Here is a 16,587-nt window from a genome sequence, read left to right on the forward strand (position 1 = left end):
CTCCATATCGAGCCGTCATATGCGATTTGGTATGCGGCCCCTCGACGCCACACGCTGCACAGACGCCGATATACGGCCCACGAAAACGGCGCGCAACAAAGTTGGGCCTTACCGGAAAGGTTCTTTACTATTAACCTTCCGGTGTGGACCTAGAAGTGCGTCATTTACGGGCGATCTGTGCGATCGCCGACTCGGGCAGCATTTCCAAGGCGGCGGCAGCCCTCAAGATGTCGCAGCCTGCGCTCGCCACACAGCTGCGACGCATCGAACGCATGTTCGGTGGACCGCTGTTCGAGCGGGGCCGGGAAGGAGCACGGCCCACACAGCTCGGCATGTGGGTGCTGGTCCGTTCACGCTCCCTGCTGCCGGCCTTCGACGAGCTCCGGCGTGACGGCATGCGCTACGCCGAACAGGCCGCGGAGAAGCTCAAAATCCGAGTGGGCTGTATGTCCAGCCATCTCGCGATAAACGTCATCAAGTGCCTCCATGAACTGCTGGCCGGAGCGGACATCACCGTCCGCACCGAGGAGGCCATGGACCTGCTGCCCGGGCTGCTGGAGTCCGAGCGGCTCGAACTCGCCACGCTCGGGGACTATCCGGGGCACGAGCTCACCCCGCCCCCCGGAGTGGTGTACGCGGGTGTCGCCGTCGAGCCGATCTTCGTCGGCCTGGCCGCCACCCACCCGCTCGCCCAGCGGGAGGAGGTGGAGTTGCGCGATCTGGCCTGCGAGGACTGGACCCTGCACGCGCTGGCCGAATCCGGTCACAGGGAGCACTTCTGGGCGGCCTGCGCCCGGCAGGGCTTCGCACCGAAGATCGCCTACTCCGCCGACCTCAGCCTCGCCATCGACCTGATCGCCGCGGGACGCTGTGTGGGCATGTTCCAGGCGACCAGCAAGGGCTATCCGGGTATCGTCATCCGGCCGCTCGCCGGAACCCCGCTGCGGTTCCGGCACATGATCGGCTGGACCGAACACGGCCCCATCGCCAGGCACGGGCCCGACCTGGTTCAGGCGGTGACCAAGACCTACTGGTCCGAGGTACGGCGCGCACCGGTCTATGCCTCCTGGCTGAGGCGCCACGTGCCGCTTTCTCCGCCGGTCTAGACGACCATATCCCTTTCCTGCCAGGTTTGGCCGACCATATCTCCAAGTTATCCACATTCGTGGGGTACTCCACCCGGTCCCCGGAGTGTGAGCTTTGGTCCAGCCCAAACCGTCAGGGCTCCTTGCATCCCTCAAACCCCCCAAGGGACACCGAGAGGAGTCACCCCGCGTGAATCCCAAGGTCAAGTTAGGCGCGGTCGCCGTACTGGCCGCCGTCGCCATGGCCGCATCGTCCGTGGCGAGCGCCACAACCGCCGTCGCGGCCCCCGCGGCGGGCAACAGCGCCGCACTCGCGGCACCTGATCTGTCCGTGAGCAACATCCAGGCGCACCTGCAGCAGTTCCAGTCGATCGCCAACAGCAACGGCGGAAACCGCTCGTCCGGTTCCTCCGGCTACACGGCGTCGCTGAACTACGTGAAGAACAAGCTGGAGGCGGTGGGTTACACCACGCAGACCCAGAGCTTCAGCTACAACGGCCGGACCCACTACAACCTGATCGCCAACTGGCCGTCCGGTCCCGCCAGCCCCACCCTCATGCTGGGCAGCCACCTGGACAGCGTGACGGCCGGACCCGGCATCAACGACAACGGCTCCGGTTCGGCCACCCTGCTTGAGCTGGCCCTGAACGTGGCCAGCCTCAAGCCCAACCTCAACAAGCACCTGCGCCTGGCGTGGTGGGGTGCCGAGGAGCTCGGCCTGGTCGGCTCCAGGTACTACGTGCAGAACGGCGGCGCGAACGGGGTAGACACCTACCTCAACTTCGACATGACCGCCTCGCCCAACCCGGGCTACTTCGTCTACGACGACGTTCCGGCGATCCAGAAGGTCTTCAACGACTTCTACGCCAGCAAGAACATCCCGACCGAGATCGAGACCGAGGGCGACGGCCGCAGCGACCACACCGCCTTCAAGAACGCGGGCGTGAAGGTCGGCGGCATCTTCACCGGTGCCGAGACCCGCAAGTCCTCGGCACAGGCGGCCAAGTGGGGCGGCCAGGCGGGCCAGGCCTTCGACCGCTGCTACCACTCCTCCTGCGACACCACCAGCAACATCAACGTGACCGCGCTGGACGTCAACGCCGACGCGATCGCGAACGCCGTATGGAAGCTGGGCGTCAGCGACGCTCCCTCCAACGACTACTCGCTGTCGGTCAGCCCCTCCTCGGCCACCGTGCAGGCGGGTTCCTCGACCACGGCGACGCTGAGCACCCAGCTCGTCTCCGGCAGCTCGCAGTCGGTCTCGCTGAGCGCCTCCGGCGCCCCCGCGGGCACCACCGTGTCCTTCAGCCCGTCCACGGTCTCCGTCCCCGGTAACTCGACGGTCACCATCTCCACCTCCCCCTCGACCCCGTCGGGTACCTACACCATCACCCTGAACGGCAACGCGGCCAGCGGCGCCAAGTCGGCCACCTTCAGGCTCACGGTCGGCGGCCAGCCTCCGACGGACGACTACTCGATCTCGGTCAACCCGAGCTCGCTGACCGTCCAGCCCGGCGCCTCGGCCTCGACGACGCTGAACACCCAGCTCGTCTCCGGCAGCTCGCAGTCGGTCTCGCTGAGCGCCTCCGGCGCCCCCGCGGGCACCACCGTGTCCTTCAGCCCGTCCACGGTCTCCGTGCCCGGCAGCTCGACGGTCAACGTGGCCACCTCGTCCACGACCCCGACCGGCACCTACACCATCACGATCACCGGCAGCGGAAACGTGACCCACACGGCCACCATCTCCCTGACCGTGAACGGCGGCCAGAGTGGCACCGAGTGGGCGGCCTGGAAGACCTACGCGACCGGTGACGTCGTCACCTACGGCGGCTCCAGCTACCGCTGCATCCAGGGACACACGGCCTACCCCGGCTGGGAGCCGCCGAACGTCCCCGCTCTCTGGCAGAAGATCTGAGCAGAGGATCCGAACCGGCTGAACGGTTCTGATCGATCCACCGGAACCAACCAGGAAACCGGGTGACAGTACGGCGGGCGGCCACAACCGCCCGCCGTATCTGTGTCCGGATATGCCCTGAAAAATGAGCTGATAGATCGTTAATTACGCTGTTACGCTTCCAGCGCCGGCCGTGGGACTCCGGCGCGACTTCCGGAACCCGCATTTGAAGCGATGATTCGCAGTTCGCGCCCTCATTCCCCGGCCGGCTCGGCATCGGACCCGGAGGCGACGATCGACACCCACGTCGAAACCAGCGCGGACCTGATCGCCGCCGACGACGTCCTGCTGTTCGTGAACGCGGCGATCACCTCGACCGGCCAGCGTGAGTTCCACTCCGGCGCGGAGGAACAGAGCCTCTCGCTCGACTTCCTGCACCGTTACCTGCTGGGCAACTACCGCGATCTGTACACCGCCACCCTCGCCCTGGACGTCAACGACCGCAACGCCGTGATGATCGCAAAGAACCTGCTGACCACGGCGGCGGAGGCGGATCCGGAACAGCGCCGCGCAGAGGGACGGCTGATCGCCCGGCGGCTGGCCCTGCTGCCGCCGCCCCGGGTCTACGGGCTGTTCCGCGCGCTGCGCCGCGCCAAGGTCAACAACCGGCGTACCAGGGCGATCATGCGGGACTGGCTGGCCGCCCGCCCCGACCTCGCGTTCGACGCGGTGAAGTACCGCGGCGCCGTCAAGGACGTGGTCCGGCACGCCCACCTGCGGCCGGAGGGGGAGCTGGGGCCGTTCCTGTTCACCCCGCACAGGAGGGCCGCCTACGCGACGCCGATCCTGGAGACGTGGCGCAGGGCCCACTACGAGCAGGCCGCGCTGTACGGGCTGCCCTACACGGTGGCGGAGGGGTTCGCGGCGAAGCACCGCATCCCGCGTGCCGCCTTCCTTGAGCGCATCGCGCCCCGGCTCACCCGGCTGGAGCGCCTGCGGCTTCAGGAGTCGGCACGCGGCCTGGGAGCCGAGGCGGTGCGGGCCGACCTGGCCACGATGCCGCTGACCCGGCTGGCGTCGTACGTGCTCTCCCTCTCCCTGGACGAGCGCGCGCGCCGCCGTACCGAGCTGACCGGGGCACTGCGCGCGGCGGCCCGCCGGACCGCGGGCGGGCAGGCCGGGAGCTGGGGGACGGTGGCCGCCGTCCTCGACGACAGCTTCTCCACCTACGGGTCGGGTCACAAGCGCCGGCGTCCGCTCGCCGTCGCGCTCGCCTGTCACTTCCTGCTGGAGGCGCTGGCCCGCGAGTACACACCCCTGTGGCTCTCCGGCCGCCAGGACGCGCTGCTCGTCCATCCGCACGGGGCCACGCCCCTCGGCGAGCGCGTCCTCGACGGCCTCGAACTCCGGCCGGAACGCCTCATCGTCGTCTCCGACGGATGGGACAACTCACCGCCGGGACTCGCGGAGGAGGTGCTGCGGATCTGGCGCACCCGGCTCGACCCGCATCACACCTGCGCCGTCACGCATCTCAACCCGGTCTACGACGCCGCCGACTTCGATGTGCGGCGGCTGGCGCCGACCGTCCCGACCGCCGGGATCCGCGACGCCGAGAACCTTCTCGCCCTGGTGGAGCTGGCCCAGTTCGCGGACGGACGCACCGGGCTCCCCGAGCTGCGCGCCCACCTGGCACGCCGTGTCGAAGGCTTCCTCCTGGGGGACACATGACGGCTCTCACCCTCACCGGGTTGTCCACCCGCCCCGCGCAGGTCTGGGGCGGCGTACGGCTCGTCCCGCTGGTCCGTCAGGAGCCGATCGAGGACCTGCGGCTGTCCGCCCAGATACACGAGGAGGAGTTCGGCCTCGTCGAGGTGGCCCCGCGGGCCGCGTACCTCTCCTACATCCCGCACGGGTTCGTGGCGGACTGGACGCGCGACGGCTCCCCCGCCGCAGCGTACGGCACCCAGCTGCGGGGACCGGCGGAGCGCGACCACGTGCCCAGCGGGATGCCGCTGCACTTCCACCGCCGCATGGCCCGCAGGACCGGCAGGAACCGGCTGCGCTTCCTGCCCCTGCACCTGGCCCTTGAGGGCTACCTGTCGCTGCACTTCGGCGGGCCGGAGATCGCGTGGGAGGAGTGGTCGCGCCGCGCGATCGACCAGGGGCTCTCCCCACGCGTCGAGGAGAGCTACTCCGGCGCCGAGGTCAGGGGCCTGCGGGACGCCCTGCGCATCTTCGAGATCCATCCCGGCCAGTGCGGCGTCCTGGTCTACGTCGCCGACGCCCTCGCCTCCGCGTTCGTGGTGCCGCACCCCGACGACTACCGCGCCCTGCACACCACCCTCCTGCACGACCTGTACGGCGAGCTGATCCACCACTACGCGATGTACAGCGTGGCGGTGCCCGACTTCCGCGCCCGCATCGTGGACGCGCAGGTCGGCTCCCTCGCCGACCTGCGGGCGCGGGCCCGTGAGCGGCAGGAGGAGTGGGCGTCCTTCCACGACGGGGTCATGGCGAACGGGCTGCTGCGGACGGACCACACCTACCAGCGCGTCTACGAGATGGACGGCTACCGCCTGTCCCGCTTCCTGCCGTCCTTCGAGCGGCGGCAGGAGAACCACATCGGAGAGCTCATCACCGACGGCGCGGGCCGGCTCGCCTACCTCAAGACGTTCCGCCTGTCGGAGAACCAGGTCCGGCGCGGTCATCTGCTGACCCGGCTGGCCGCCTGCGGCTGGAACCTGGCCGAGACCTCGGCCGCGCTCGGCATGACCGAGCACGAACTCGCCCTGCGCATCGAGGGCGCGGGTTTCGGCCATCTCCTCCGCCAGGACATCCTCGACCGTTACCGGGCCCAGGCACGCCGGGCGCGGTAGCGGGTTGGCCCACCCGAAAAGGGTAGGTATGTCGCACTAAGTGGGGAAAGTCCATCACGGTAGGCCAAGAACCAAGGCGGTCATGATGCTCCGCAGCAGAACTCCCGCGCCGGGCCGGGACAGGGGCGTATGAGCGCCAAGGCCCGGTCCGGCGGAACACCGGCCACCCGGTGGCGGGAGGAGGAGGCCGACCCGCGCCGCTGGAAGGCGCTGACCGTCTGCCTGGTCTCCGGGTTCATGACCCTGCTCGACGTCAGCATCGTCAACGTCGCGCTGCCCGCGATCCGCACGGGCCTCGGCGCGCCGCAGAGCGACCTGCAGTGGGTGGTCTCCGGGTACGCGCTCACCTTCGGCCTGGTGCTGGTGCCCGCGGGGCGATTCGGCGACATGCGCGGCAGGCGCAACGTCTTCGTCTTCGGCGTCGCCCTGTTCACCCTGGCCAGCGCGGCGGCCGGCATCGCCAGGACCTCGACCTGGCTGGTCCTGGCCAGACTCGTGCAGGGGGTGGCGGGCGGCATCGTCAACCCGCAGGTCAGCGGGCTGATCCAGCAGCTGTTCAGAGGAGCCGAGCGGGGCAGGGCGTTCGGCATGCTCGGCGCGACCATCGGCATCTCGACCGCGGTCGGCCCGCTGCTGGGCGGGTTGCTCATCCGCCTGGGCGGCGAACACGACGGCTGGCGCCTCGTCTTCTACGTCAATGTGCCGATCGGCCTGCTCGCCATCGCCCTGGCCTACCGCTACATCCCGCGCCGCCCGCCGGAGAGACGTTCGCGCAAGAGCATGGACCCCGTCGGGGTGCTGCTGCTGGCCGCCGGGCTCGTGCTCATCCTGCTGCCGCTCGTGGAGGGCCAGCAGTGGCGGGGCGCGGGCAGGTGGCTGCTGCCCGTGGCCGGACTGGCGACGATCGGGCTCTTCGCCCTCTGGGAGCGCCGGTACGGGCGGAGCCGCGAACCGATGGTCAACCTGTCGCTGTTCGGCAGACGGTCCTACACCTTCGGCGCCCTGATCGCGGCGCTCTACTTCGCCGGGTTCACCTCGATCTTCTTCATCCTCACCATCTACCTGCAGAACGGGCTCGGGTACTCCCCGCTTGAGGCGGGCCTGGCCAGCACCTCGTTCGCCGCGGGCTCGGCGGTCGCCTCCATGCTGGGGGGACGGGTCACCGTCAGGTTCGGCAGGCCGCTGGTGGTCGCGGGGCTGGTGATGGTGGTGATCGGGCTGGCCGTCACCGAGCTGGCCGTACGGCTGAACGCCGGGCCCGGGGTCGCATGGGCGATCGCGGCGCCGCTGCTGCTGGCGGGGCTGGGCAGCGGGCTGGTGATCTCACCGAACCAGACGCTCACCCTGGCCCAGGTCCCGGTCGCCGAGGCGGGCACCGCGGGCGGGGTGCTGCAGACCGGTCAGCGGATCGGCACGGCCCTGGGCATCGCGGCGATCGGTTCGGTGTTCTTCGCCGTGACCGCCTCCTCACACGGCGACCACGCCACGGCGTTCAGGACGGCGCTGCTGGTCACCATCGGCTTCGTGCTGGCCGCGCTGGTGGTCGCGGTCGCCGACGTGCTCGCCGACCGCAGGTCACGCCCTCCGGGGCGGCCGTCACCGCGGGCCTCGTCGCGGGGCCGGCAGGGGGCGCGCTCCGGGACACGGCGGACACGGCCCTCCGCGAGCCGCCCACGGCGGTGAGGCCGAGTGCCGTGAGGCGGGGTGTCACAGGGCGGGGACGCGGGCGCGGCGGGCCGGGGCCGCCGTCAGGTCGTCCAGGGCCGGGCGCAGCCGGGGAAGCACCCCCTCGCCGAACCAGTAGGCCTCCTCCAGGTGCGGATAGCCGGACAGCACGAACTCCTCGACGCCCAGCGCCGCGTACTCCTCGATCCGTTCGGCCACCTGGGCGTGGCTGCCGACCAGTGCCGTCCCCGCGCCTCCCCTGACCAGGCCGACCCCGGCCCACAGGTTGGGATGGATCTCCAGGTCGCGGGCCGTACCTCCGGCGAAGCCCTCGTGCAGGGCGAGCATCCGCTGCTGGCCGACCGACTCGCTGCGGCCGAGCGCCCGCCTGGCGGCCCTGATGTCCTCCGGGTCGAGCGCGGCCAGCAGCCGCTCGGCCTCCGCCCAGGCCTCCCGCTCGGTGTCCCTGGTGATCACGTGCAGCCGTACGCCGAACCTGAGCGTGCGCCCCCGCTCCTCGGCGAGCCCGCGGATCCACTCGATCTTCCCCGCCACCTGGTCCGGCGGCTCGCCCCAGGTCAGGTAGACGTCCACGTGCCCGGCCGCGACGGGCCCCGCCGCGGCCGACGAACCGCCGAAGTAGATCTCCGGGACCGGGTCGGGCACCTCGGCGACGGTCGCCCCCTCGACCTGATAGTGCCTGCCCGCGAAGTCGTACGGCGTGCCGCTCCATGCCCCGCGCACGACCGAGAGGAACTCGCCGGTGCGCTCGTAGCGCTCGTCCTTCGGCAGGTGGTCGCCGAACCTGACCTGTTCCGCCGACTCTCCCCCGGTCACCACGTTGAGCAGCAGCCTGCCACGGGAAAGGCGCTGGTAGGTCGCGGCCATCTGCGCGGCCAGTGTGGGCGACAGCAGGCCGGGACGGAAGGCGACCAGGAACTTCAGCCGTTCGGTCTCCCGGGTCAGCGCGGCCGTGACCAGCCAGGCGTCCTCGCACCAGGAACCGGTCGGGGTCAGTACGGCCTCGAACCCGAGCTGTTCCGCCGAGCGGGCGATCTGGGCGAGGTACTCGATGTCCGGCGGGCGGAAGGCCGCGCTCTCCGGGCGGCCGTGGCCTCTGCCGAGACCGTGCCCGCCGCCGGTGAGGACCCGGCTGTCGCCCGCGGTCGGCAGGAACCAGTGGAACTTCACGGGGTCTCCTCCACGGTCACGCGGGCGGGGTTTCGCCCATCGTCGGCCATATAACCCACAAAGTCAATCGGTAATAGGGGTTATGCGTGGAACCGGAGCCGATGTCGTTCGTTGATAGGTTCAGGATTTCGTCGATTTACGCGAAAGTGGAGGAAGGGCACAGTGGACGTCGAACAGACGGCGCTGCCGGGGATAGGGCTACGGCACGAGTTCACCACACGGGCAGGCCGGCGCATCGGAGTCGTCTCCCACCGCACGGGCCGCCGCGACCTGGTGATCTACGACCCCGCCGATCCGGACCGGGCCTGCGAGACCGTGAAGCTGAACGACGAGGAGGCCGACGCGCTGGTCGAGTTGCTCGGCGCCCCGCGCATCGTGCAGCGCCTCAACGCCCTGCACCGGGAGGTCGAGGGCCTGGTCAGCCTGCAGCTGCCGATCTCGCCGGGCACGCCGTACGCGGGAAGGCCGATGGGCGACGCCCGGGTCCGCACCCGCACCGGCGCCTCCATCGTCGCCGTGGTCCGCGCGGGCCAGGTGTTCGCCAGCCCCGGCCCCGACTTCACGCTCGACGGCGGGGACGTGGTGGTCGTGGTCGGCAGCCCGGAGAGCACGTCCGCGGTCTCCGAGATCCTGGCCCACGGTTAGGGCAGCGGGTGCACACAGCGATCCTTCTGCTTGAGCTCGGCGCCGTCCTGCTCGGACTGGGCGTCCTGGGCGCGCTGGCACTGCGTGTCGGCATCTCCCCCATCCCCCTGTACCTGCTGGCCGGTCTCGCCTTCGGCACCGGCGGCATCATCCCCCTGGCGACCAGCGAGGAGTTCATCTCCGTCGGCGCGGAGCTGGGCGTCATCCTCCTGTTGCTCACCCTCGGCCTGGAGTACAACGCCGACGAACTCGTGACCAGCCTGAAGGGCAACGCGCGCGCCGGGTTCGTCGACCTGGCGCTCAACGCGGCGCCCGGCGCGATCGCGGCGCTGCTGCTCGGCTGGGGCCCGGTCGCCGCCGTGGCGATGGCCGGGGTCACCTACGCCACCTCCTCGGGCATCACCGCCAAGGTCCTTTCCGACCTGGGATGGATCGGCAACAGGGAGACGCCGGTGGTGCTCTCCCTGCTGGTGTTCGAGGACCTGACCATGGCGATCTACCTGCCGGTCCTCACCGCGCTGCTGGCCGGGCTGAGCTTCATCGGCGGCGCGGTCACCGTGGCGATCGCGCTCGGCACGGTGAGCGTCGTACTGCTGATCGCGCTGCGCTTCGGCCGGTTCATCGAGAGCTTCGTGGCCAGCCCCAACTCGGAGGTGCTGCTGCTGAAGGTGGTCGGGCTGGCACTGCTGGTCGCCGGGGTCGCCCAGCAACTGCAGGTCTCCGCCGCCGTCGGAGCCTTCCTGGTCGGCATCGCGCTGTCCGGGAAGCTGGCCGAGGACACCCACGCGCTGCTGACACCGCTGCGCGACCTGTTCGCCGCGGTGTTCTTCGTCTTCTTCGGCCTGCAGACCGACCCGACCAAGATCGCCCCGGTCGCCGGGCTGGCCGCGCTGCTCGCCCTGGTCAGCATGGTCACCAAGCTGCTCACCGGCGCGTACGCCGCCCGCAGGGCCGGGATCGCCAAGGCGGGCCAGGCCAGGGCGGGCATCGCGCTCATCCCGAGAGGCGAGTTCAACATCGTGATCGCCGGACTCGCCGTCGCGGCCGGGGTGCACCCCGACCTCGGCCCGCTGGCCGCCGCCTACGTCCTCATCCTCGCCGCGTTCGGCCCGCTGGCCGCTCGCCTGGTCCAGCCCCTCATCACCGCCGTCGCCAGCCGCACCTGACCCTGGAACCCTGGAACCCTGAAACAGGGTACGGCGACGCCACACGGCGCGGCCGTACCCTGTTTCATTCGTCACGAAATTCCACCCGGCACCCCTGTTATCAGGGTTTAAGGATAAATGGCAGCATTTATCCGGGTATCGCCCTTAAATGGGTAGGACAATACCCCGGATTAGGGGGTGTTCTTCTCGGCCGAATACGAGATGATCTGCCCAAGCGTTCAGCGGAACCGAAAGGTCCGCCTGAATCGGGGATTCATCGAACGGCCGAGGAGAGGATTTCCCGAGGTGTCGCTAGGAAGACGCAACGCGATGGCGCTGGGTGCCGGGGCGATCGCACTGGCCGCGACGGGCGGCGCCGTACCCCCGGCGTCCGCGGCGGAGACCGGGCAGGCTGAGCGGGGACCGGCGGTCCCCTCGGACGCGGAGCTGGCGCGTTCCCTGCCCGGCGGCTTCACCAGCCGGCACGCCGAGGTGAACGGCGTCCGGCTGCACTACGTGTCCGGAGGCAGCGGGGAACCGCTGGTCCTGCTGCCCGGCTGGCCGCAGACCTGGTGGGAGTACCGCAAGGTCATGCCCGCGCTCGCCGCCCGCTACCGGGTCATCGTCGTGGACCTGCGCGGCATGGGGGGCTCCGGCAAACCCGCCTCCGGATACGACAAGAAGACCATGGCGCGGGACGTGCGCGAGCTGGTGCGCGCGCTCGGCCACGACAGGGTGAACATCGCCGGGCACGACGTCGGCGCCATGATCGCCTTCAGCTTCGCCGTGAACCACCCCGAGGCGACCCGGAGACTGGCGCTGCTCGACGTCACCCACCCCGACGACTCCTACTACGAGTTCCGCATGCTGCCCCAGCCGGGGCAGGCCTTCTTTCCCTGGTGGTTCGCGTTCAACCAGGTTCAGGGACTGCCCGAGCAACTCGTCTCCGGCAGGTCCCGATATCTCGTCGACTGGATATTCGACCACCTCCTGGTGGACAAGTCGGCGATCGGCGACCGTGACCGCGCCGTGTACGCCAAGGCCTATTCCTCTCCCGACGCCGTTCGCGGCGGAAACAGCTGGTATCAGGCGTTCGGCCAGGACATCGAGGACCACCGGACGTACGGGAAGGTGACGGCGCCGACGCTCGGGCTGGCGCACAGCGCCTTCCACCCCCACATGAACCAGGTGCTGCCCACCCAGGCGACCGACGTCCGCGTCACCGAGCTGACCGGGACGGGCCACTACTTCGTCGAGGAACGGCCCGCCGCGGTCATCGGACACCTGACGGGCTTCTTCGGCTGAGGCCGGGCGGCGGGCGCCCCGCCGGTTCCCTCGCGGACCCGGCGGGGTCGCACCGTCAGCCGCCGGACGCCGCCCACTCCTCGGCCAGGAGCTCGTAGGAACGCACCCGGTCGGCGTGGTCGTGGGTGATGGTGGTCACGAGCAGTTCGTCGGCGCCGGTGACGTCGCGCAGGACACGCAGCCGCTCGGCGACGGTCCGCGGCGAGCCGACGAACTGCGTCGTGACCCGGTCCGCGACCAGGGCACGGTCCTCCTGCGTCCACTCGTGGGCCGCGGCCTGCTCGGGCGTCGGGAACGGGATCGCCCCGTCGCCCCTGCGGATGCCGCGCACCCACAGCCCGTACGGCGAGGCCAGCTCACGGGCCGTCTCGTCGTCCTCGGCGACGACCACGTCCGCGGAGACGACCAGACGCGGCGCGGGCAGGGCACGGGACGGTTTGAACGCCTCCCGGTAGGCCTGCACCGCCTCCAGCACGTTGGACGGGCTGACGTGGTAGTTGGCCGCGAACGGCAGACCCCTTTCCCCGGCGACCTGGGCGCTCTGGCCGCCGCTGCTGCCCAGGATCCACAGCTCGACCCCCGCCCCCTCCCCCGGTACGGCGTGCGCGGCCAGGCCGTCCTCCGAGCGGTAGGTCCCGGCGATGAGGGCCGCGATGTCGTCCACCTGGTCGGCGAAGTCCGGGCTCCGCGCCCCCGGCTGCTGCAGCAGCGAGGACTGCAACGCGAAGACCGGGGAGGTGGCCAGGGCCGCGAAGGAGAACGGTTCCGGGATGAGCAGCCCGTCCACGAGGCGGGCAGGCCGCGACGGGGCGGGCGGCCTGCCCGCCTCGGCCAGGAGTTCTGTCCTGCGCTGCCCGGAACGGCCGAGTCCGAGGTCGATCCGGCCCGGGTACAGCGCGTCGATCAGGCCGAACTGCTCGACCACGGCCAGCGCCGTCTGGTGACCGAGCTGCACGGCCCCTGAGCCGACCCTGATCGTGCTGGTCGCCGCGGCCACCAGGGCGATGAGCACGGCGGGCGCCGCGCTTGCCACTCCCGGGGCGAAGTGGTGCTCGGCCAGCCAGTAACGCCGGTAGCCGAACTCCTCGGCGCGCCTGGCCAGGTCCACGGTGTTGCGGAGGGCGTCGGCGACCGTGCCTCCTGAGGTGACGGGGGACAGGTCGAGGATGGACAGCGAGGTCATGACTGCCTTTCGTGCCGGCTCTCGTGCTGGTTCTCGTGCCCGGGGAAGGGCCTGCTGGGGATCTCCCTGCGCAGCACGGGGGCCACGTCGCTCTGGAAGAGCTCAAGGCTGGCCCGGTGCTGTTCGTCCGTCAGACCGTCGGCGTCGGCGGACAGGTGCATGACCTCGTGCCCGAGCCGTTCGTGGTAGCGGTGGACCTTGTCGATGATCTGCTGGGGGCTGCCGACCAGGATGGAACTGCGCTCCACGGCGTCCTCGATCGTGCGGAAGACCGGGTCGACCCCGGCCTTCTCGAACAGGGCCAGCCTGGCGTCGAAGATCGGCCGGTAGGTCTCGACCGCCTCCTGGGAGTTCTTCGCCACGTAGAGACCCGCGCTGCCCGCCCCGACGAGGGCGTCGGCGGGGTCGTGGCCGTGGAACTCCCACCGCTCCCGGTAGTGGCGGACCAGTTCGGCGTACGGTTCGACGGGGTTGGTGACGTTGGCGGAGAAGAGCGGGTCACCGTACAGAGCGGCCAGCTCGACCGACTCCTTGCTGGTCGCGCTGCCGTGCCAGACGCGGATGGGCCGTTGCAGCGGGCGCGGCCACGTCTCGGCCTCCTCCAGCGGAGGCCGGAAGGTGCCCGACCAGGTCACCTTGTCCTCCCGCCACAGGCGGCGGAACAGCTCGTAGCCCTCGCGGTTGCGTTCCCACTGGTCCTCGGGGGTGACGTGGAAGAGCTTGGCCTGCGCGGCGCCGTTCCCCTTGCCGATGATCAGTTCGAGGCGCCCGTCCGACAGGTGGTCGAGCGTCGAGTAGTCCTCGAAGGCCCTGACCGGGTCGAGCAGGCTCAGCGTGGTGACCGCGGTGAACAGCCTGATCCTGGACGTCCGCGCGGCGATGTGGCTCAGCACGACCGGCGGGGAGGAGGAGATGAACGGGCGCTCGTGCCGTTCGCCGACGCCGAAGCCGTCGAAACCGAGTTCCTCGGCCAGGACGGCGTTGTCCACGACCTCACGCAGGCGCGCGTTGGTCGGCTTCAGCTCACCGGTGACCGGGTGGGGGCCGTGGACGATCAGCGTGATGGCGAGGAACCTCACGCTCCGCCCTCCAGCCCGAGGTGCCCGCGCAGGGTGGTCGTGCGGTACTCGGTACGCAGCACGCCGCGTTCCTGCAGCAACGGGACGACCTCGTCGACGAAGCCGTCCAGCCCGGTCGGCGTGAGGTGCGGCACCAGGATGAAGCCGTCGGCGGCGTCCTGCTGCACGAACGCGTTGATCTGCTCGGCGACCGTGGCGGGCGAGCCGATGAAGGACTGCCTGCCGGTGACCTCGATGATCAGGTCGCGGATGCCGAGCCGTTTCTCCTCGGCCAGTGCCCGCCACCGCGCGGCCGTCTCCAGCGGGTCCCTGGTCAGCCGGGTGCGGCCCCTGCTGATGGTCTCCTCGGAGACGAGCGGGTCGATCTCCGGCAGCGGCCCCTCCGGGTCGTACGACGACAGGTCGCGGTTCCAGACCTGTTCCAGCAGCAGGATCGCGGTCTGCGGGCTGACCTGCTGGCGCCGGATGTGGTCGGCGTTCTCCTGGGCCTCGGCGTCGGTGTCGCCGAGCGCGAACGTGACCCCCGGCAGGACCTTCAGCGAGTCGGGCGACCTGCCGTTGGCGACGACCCTGGCCTTGACGTCGCGGTAGAAGGCCTTGCCGTCCTCAAGGGTGCCGTGCCTGGAGAAGATGGCGTCGGCGTGGGCTGCGGCGAACTCCCTGCCTTCGCCGGAGTCCCCCGCCTGGATGGTCAGCGGGTGCCCCTGCGGGGCGCGCGGCACGTTGAACCGGCCCTCGATGTCGAAGAACTCGCCGTGGTGGGCGAACTCGCCCGCGTTCGCCGAGGAGAAGAACCCGGTCGCGGGGTCGGCGACGAGGTCCTCGGCCGTCCAGGAGTCCCACAGCTCGCGCACGGTCCGCACGAACTCCGCGGCCCGCGCGTAGCGCTCGGAGTGGTCCAGGTAACCGCCCCTGCGGAAGTTCTCCCCCGTGAAGGCGTCGGAGGAGGTGACCACGTTCCACGCGGCCCTTCCGCCGGACAGGTGGTCGAGGGTGGCGAGCTTGCGGGCGAGTTCGTAGGGCTCGTTGAAGGTGGCGTTGATCGTCCCGGCCAGGCCCAGGTGGTCGGTGACCGCGGCCAGACCGGCGAGCACGGTGAGCGAGTCGGGACGGCCGACCACGTCGAGGTCGTGGATCCTGCCGCGCTGCTCGCGCAGCCGCTGGCCGTCGGCGAGGAAGAAGAAGTCGAACCGGCCGCGCTCGGCGGTGCGCGCGAGATGGACGAAGGAGGAGAAGTCGATCTGACTGCCCGCCGCTGGATCGCTCCAGACCGTCTGGTTGTTCACCCCCGGGAAGTGGGCGGCGAGGATGACCTGCTTCATCGGCTGCTCCCTGCGTAGCGGCTGGCGGGACGGTCGAGCCCGAGGTGACCGCGGAGCGTGGCCGCCTCGTACCCGTCGCGGAACGCGCCGCGGCGGCGCAGTTCCGGCACCAGGGCGCGGGTGATCGCGTTCAGGTCCGTCGGCAGTACGGCGGGGCGCAGCCGGTAGCCCTCAAGGCCGGCCTCGCGCCAGTCGAGCAGGAGGTCGGCGAGTTGCTCCGGGGTTCCGGCGAAGATCGCGGCGTCCGAGACGTACGTGGAGCCGTCGAGCTCGTCCAGCCTGGCCCTGCGGTCCTTGGCCGCCTGGGGGGTCTCGCCCAGGAAGACGACCAGGTCGGCGAAGACCTTCGGCTGGACGCCGCCGATCTCGCGGATCTCCGCCACGATGGCGCGCGCCTGGTCGCCGTCGTGCGGCGTGATGTACTCGACGTCCACCCCGCGCGCGGCGAACTCGTACGGCAGCCGCGAGTGGGCCAGCGCGGTGACCGGCGGCTGTCCCTGCGGCGGTCGCGGGACGATCGAGGGTCCCCTGACGCTGAAGTGGGGCCCCTCGTAGTCGACGTAGTGGAGCTTGTCGCGGTCGACGAAGCGGCCGGTCCCGACGTCGCGGATCACCGCGTCGTCCTCCCAGCTGTCCCAGAGGCGGCGCACGACCTCCACGACGTCCCCGGCCTCGCCGAACAGCTCGTGGTAGATGGCGTGGTCCTCAAGCGCGACGGCCTGCGCGGGCCCGAGCTCCGGGACGTCGCGGCGGCCGAAGTGGGCGGCCTCGGTGCGCCTGCCCGACAGCTGCACCCGCCATCCGGCCCTGCCGCCGCTGACGTAATCGAGGGTGGCCAGGGAACTGGCGACGTGGAAGGGCTCGGTGTGGGTGGTCGTGGCCGTGGGCACCAGCCCGATGCTCCGGCTCAGCGGGGCGATCCGCGACGCCAGCAGGACGGCGTCGAAACGGCCCCGCACCTGGTCGGTACGGCCGTCGGGGCCGTCGAGGCGGGTGGTCTGCAGGGCGAGGGTGTCCTCGATGGTGACGAAGTCGAGTAGTCCTCGTTCGGCTTCGGCCACGAGCCCGGCCCAGTAGGCGGCGGTGAACAGTTCTTTCGGAGAGGCGGCCGGATCGCGCCAGGCCGCCGGATGCCATCCCGCGCCGTCCAGCGCGACGGCGAGATGGAGATGATCTGCCGACATGTCATGACGATAA

The 16,587-nt window shown here is 70.6% G+C and carries 13 protein-coding genes; 8 read left to right on the plus strand and 5 right to left on the minus strand.

Going from position 1 to position 16,587, the window contains the following annotated elements:
* The first annotated feature begins 143 nt into the window (after nt 1–143).
* The 5 genes from ABZ470_RS30445 (at nt 144) to ABZ470_RS30465 (ending at nt 7,538) form a co-directional block, all read left to right on the plus strand.
* Entirely contained in the window at nt 144–1,106 is a 963-nt protein-coding gene (locus ABZ470_RS30445) for a LysR family transcriptional regulator (RefSeq protein WP_352013013.1), read from the plus strand.
* A 169-nt stretch (nt 1,107–1,275) separates the two neighbouring features.
* Complete coding sequence (locus tag ABZ470_RS30450) at nt 1,276–3,000, plus strand: M28 family peptidase (protein WP_362915758.1); 1,725 nt, start codon at nt 1,276–1,278, stop codon at nt 2,998–3,000.
* Between the two features lie 213 nt (nt 3,001–3,213).
* On the plus strand, nt 3,214–4,707 hold the full coding sequence (locus tag ABZ470_RS30455) for a hypothetical protein (RefSeq protein WP_362915760.1): 1,494 nt from the start codon (nt 3,214–3,216) through the stop codon (nt 4,705–4,707).
* Nucleotides 4,704–5,855: a hypothetical protein gene (locus ABZ470_RS30460; protein WP_362915762.1), complete on the plus strand. Its 1,152-nt coding sequence runs from the start codon at nt 4,704–4,706 to the stop codon at nt 5,853–5,855. Before ABZ470_RS30455 ends, ABZ470_RS30460 begins: the two co-directional genes overlap by 4 nt.
* A gap of 129 nt (nt 5,856–5,984) precedes the next feature.
* Nucleotides 5,985–7,538: a DHA2 family efflux MFS transporter permease subunit gene (locus ABZ470_RS30465; RefSeq protein WP_362777533.1), complete on the plus strand. Its 1,554-nt coding sequence runs from the start codon at nt 5,985–5,987 to the stop codon at nt 7,536–7,538.
* A 24-nt stretch (nt 7,539–7,562) separates the two neighbouring features.
* On the opposite strand, the gene ABZ470_RS30470 is transcribed toward ABZ470_RS30465, so the two are convergent.
* Nucleotides 7,563–8,711 carry an LLM class flavin-dependent oxidoreductase gene (locus ABZ470_RS30470; RefSeq protein WP_352013018.1) on the minus strand — a complete coding sequence of 383 codons (1,149 nt, stop codon included), beginning with the start codon at nt 8,709–8,711 and terminating at the stop codon, nt 7,563–7,565.
* A gap of 162 nt (nt 8,712–8,873) precedes the next feature.
* Here ABZ470_RS30470 and ABZ470_RS30475 point away from each other — a divergent pair, with 162 nt between their 5' ends.
* The 3 genes from ABZ470_RS30475 to ABZ470_RS30485 all read left to right on the plus strand — a co-directional run bounded on the left by ABZ470_RS30475 (nt 8,874) and on the right by ABZ470_RS30485 (nt 11,806).
* Nucleotides 8,874–9,356 (plus strand): cation:proton antiporter regulatory subunit, encoded by a 483-nt coding sequence (locus ABZ470_RS30475; protein ID WP_352013019.1) that lies wholly within the window; start codon nt 8,874–8,876, stop codon nt 9,354–9,356.
* An 8-nt stretch (nt 9,357–9,364) separates the two neighbouring features.
* The gene (locus ABZ470_RS30480; protein ID WP_352013020.1) at nt 9,365–10,522 is read left to right on the plus strand and encodes a cation:proton antiporter; all 1,158 of its coding nucleotides are present in this window, start codon (nt 9,365–9,367) and stop codon (nt 10,520–10,522) included.
* A 285-nt stretch (nt 10,523–10,807) separates the two neighbouring features.
* Nucleotides 10,808–11,806: an alpha/beta hydrolase gene (locus ABZ470_RS30485; protein ID WP_362915765.1), complete on the plus strand. Its 999-nt coding sequence runs from the start codon at nt 10,808–10,810 to the stop codon at nt 11,804–11,806.
* Nucleotides 11,807–11,861: 55 nt separating this feature from the next.
* On the opposite strand, the gene ABZ470_RS30490 is transcribed toward ABZ470_RS30485, so the two are convergent.
* The 4 genes from ABZ470_RS30490 to ABZ470_RS30505 are packed head-to-tail and all read right to left on the minus strand — an operon-like array spanning nt 11,862 to nt 16,574.
* Nucleotides 11,862–12,989, minus strand: coding sequence for an LLM class flavin-dependent oxidoreductase (locus ABZ470_RS30490; protein WP_362915767.1), 1,128 nt, complete (start codon nt 12,987–12,989; stop codon nt 11,862–11,864).
* Entirely contained in the window at nt 12,986–14,068 is a 1,083-nt protein-coding gene (locus ABZ470_RS30495) for an LLM class flavin-dependent oxidoreductase (RefSeq protein ID WP_362777525.1), read from the minus strand. Before ABZ470_RS30495 ends, ABZ470_RS30490 begins: the two co-directional genes overlap by 4 nt.
* Entirely contained in the window at nt 14,065–15,390 is a 1,326-nt protein-coding gene (locus ABZ470_RS30500; RefSeq protein WP_362915769.1) for an NtaA/DmoA family FMN-dependent monooxygenase, read from the minus strand. The genes ABZ470_RS30495 and ABZ470_RS30500 overlap by 4 nt, the downstream gene beginning before the upstream one ends.
* Nucleotides 15,387–16,574 (minus strand): LLM class flavin-dependent oxidoreductase, encoded by a 1,188-nt coding sequence (locus ABZ470_RS30505; protein WP_362915771.1) that lies wholly within the window; start codon nt 16,572–16,574, stop codon nt 15,387–15,389. Before ABZ470_RS30505 ends, ABZ470_RS30500 begins: the two co-directional genes overlap by 4 nt.
* Nucleotides 16,575–16,587 lie beyond the last annotated feature (13 nt).

This window comes from Streptosporangium sp. NPDC020072, assembly GCF_040631445.1.
In the GTDB taxonomy this organism is placed as follows: domain Bacteria; phylum Actinomycetota; class Actinomycetes; order Streptosporangiales; family Streptosporangiaceae; genus Streptosporangium.

Coding starts and splice junctions, on each gene's coding strand:
- ABZ470_RS30490 (WP_362915767.1), bottom strand. CDS start 12,989: ATGACCTCGCTGTCCATCCTCGACCTGTCCCCCGTCACCTCAGGAGGC.
- ABZ470_RS30500 (WP_362915769.1), bottom strand. CDS start 15,390: ATGAAGCAGGTCATCCTCGCCGCCCACTTCCCGGGGGTGAACAACCAG.
- ABZ470_RS30465 (WP_362777533.1), top strand. CDS start 5,985: ATGAGCGCCAAGGCCCGGTCCGGCGGAACACCGGCCACCCGGTGGCGG.
- ABZ470_RS30455 (WP_362915760.1), top strand. CDS start 3,214: ATGATTCGCAGTTCGCGCCCTCATTCCCCGGCCGGCTCGGCATCGGAC.
- ABZ470_RS30505 (WP_362915771.1), bottom strand. CDS start 16,574: ATGTCGGCAGATCATCTCCATCTCGCCGTCGCGCTGGACGGCGCGGGA.
- ABZ470_RS30460 (WP_362915762.1), top strand. CDS start 4,704: ATGACGGCTCTCACCCTCACCGGGTTGTCCACCCGCCCCGCGCAGGTC.